We start from the raw sequence: 1579 nt of genomic DNA, 5'->3' as shown, positions 1-1579 counted from the left end.
TTCCTCCTTTCTCATCGCATTCCAGACATATGCACCCCGGACCATCCGGGACGAGGCGCACCATAGGTGAAGTCGCTCACCCACAAGGCGTTCAGCCGCGGCGCCGTGAACTGCCGGTTGACCCGGTCGCGCGGGCACGGCACGCCAGCGTCGCTGACGGTCGTCCTGACGCTCTTGCCGCGCACCACACCCTTCAGGCCCATCTGCCGCATCAGCCGGGCGACCGTGCAGCGCGCAACATCAATGCCCTCACGCTGCAGCTGGCGCCAGACCTTGCGCACCCCATAGACGCCGAAGTTTTCCGCGAAGACCCGGCGGATCCCCTGGCTGAGGTCGGCGTCCCGGCATTCCCGGGCCGGCCTGCGGTCGGGATCGGCCTTGCGGGCGGCATGCTCGTAGTAGGTCGACGGGGCGATCGGCAGCACACGGCAGATCGGCTCGACCCCGTAGACCTCGCGATGCTCGTCGATGAAGGCCTTCATGGCTTGAAGCGGCGGTCGAGCTCCGCCTGGGCAAAATACGCGCTGGCCTTGCGCAGGATCTCGTTGGCCTGGCGCAATTCCCGCACCTCCCGTTCGAGCGCCTTGATCTTCTCCTGCTCCGCGCTCGTCGGCCCCGGGCGAAGGCCCTGGTCGCACCCGGCCTGCCGCACCCAGTGGCGCAGCGTCTCACGCGAGCAGCCGATCTTGGCCGCAATCGACAGGATCGCCTCATACTGCGAGGCGTACTCGTTGCGGTGCTCGAAAACCATCCGGACCGCCCGCTCGCGGACCTCTGGGGAATATGGGGGTGTTCGCTTCGTCATGGCTCCATCCTGTCAGGAGTTGGAGCCTCCGGGAATCCCGGGACGGTTCACCCAGCCGAAGGCTCGGCGGTGGTGAAGTCATGCCTGAAATCCGGTCGGAACCACCAGCAAGGCTCGCACAGCAGACATTAAAAGGGGCGCCGTGAATTAACCGGGCTAATTGCAAGCGCCGGCAGGACCAGACTCTGCCTTTAGGGTGTGGGTGAGTATGATTGGCGCTCACCCGCGGCAGCGGCGCGAGGGCTGTAGAAATTGGAGTGGCGCAGTCTCCAGCATGCTTAGGATATGGGGTTAAGCAGCAACGTCAATCATCTCCTGGCTCGATGAGATTTTGGGAAGCGTCTTCCAGCCGTCGACCTTGCGCATCGTGATCTGGCCGGACGCCAGCAGCGCCCAGAACAGCATGGCCGCGGTCGCCGCTGAAGGCAGCACCGTCTGGGTCTTGATCCGCCGCTTGAACTCCTCATGCAGCCGCTCGATCGCATTGGTGGTTCGGGCCGACTTCCACTGCGAGGGCGGCAGCTTTGTGAACGCAAACAGTGCCTCGCCGGCCTCCTCCAGGCTGTCGGCCACCGCCGGATGCCGCAGCTGCCATTTGCGAACAAAGGCTTTGCGCCGCTCCTTCATCTCCTCGGCCGTGGCGGCATAGATCATATCCGTGTAATCGGCCGTGATCTCCTCATGCAGACGCTTGGGCGCATGGGCGAGCAGGTTGCGCAGCTTGTGCACCGTGCAGCGCTGCAAGGGAACGCCCTCCCATACTGCCGCGAGCGC

The 1579-nt window shown here is 64.8% G+C and carries 1 protein-coding gene, 1 pseudogene and 1 other annotated feature; the gene and the pseudogene both read right to left on the bottom strand.

Annotated features, from left to right (window positions below):
- Positions 1-62 precede the first annotated feature (62 nt).
- Positions 63-805, bottom strand: a pseudogene (locus JKL46_RS34720) (IS3 family transposase); the annotation flags it as partial.
- Positions 408-524 (bottom strand) — a sequence feature (AL1L pseudoknot). Its footprint overlaps the pseudogene before it by 117 nt.
- Positions 806-1096: 291 nt before the next feature.
- Positions 1097-1579 (bottom strand): transposase (locus tag JKL46_RS34715; protein ID WP_201842997.1); only part of this gene is annotated, 483 nt, incomplete at its 5' end.

The sequence above is a fragment of the Microvirga zambiensis WSM3693 genome, assembly GCF_016735695.1.
GTDB classification, from domain to species: domain Bacteria; phylum Pseudomonadota; class Alphaproteobacteria; order Rhizobiales; family Beijerinckiaceae; genus Microvirga; species Microvirga zambiensis.
Note: the sequence above shows the minus strand (reverse complement) of the source record. Positions and strands in the feature narration are given on the sequence as shown.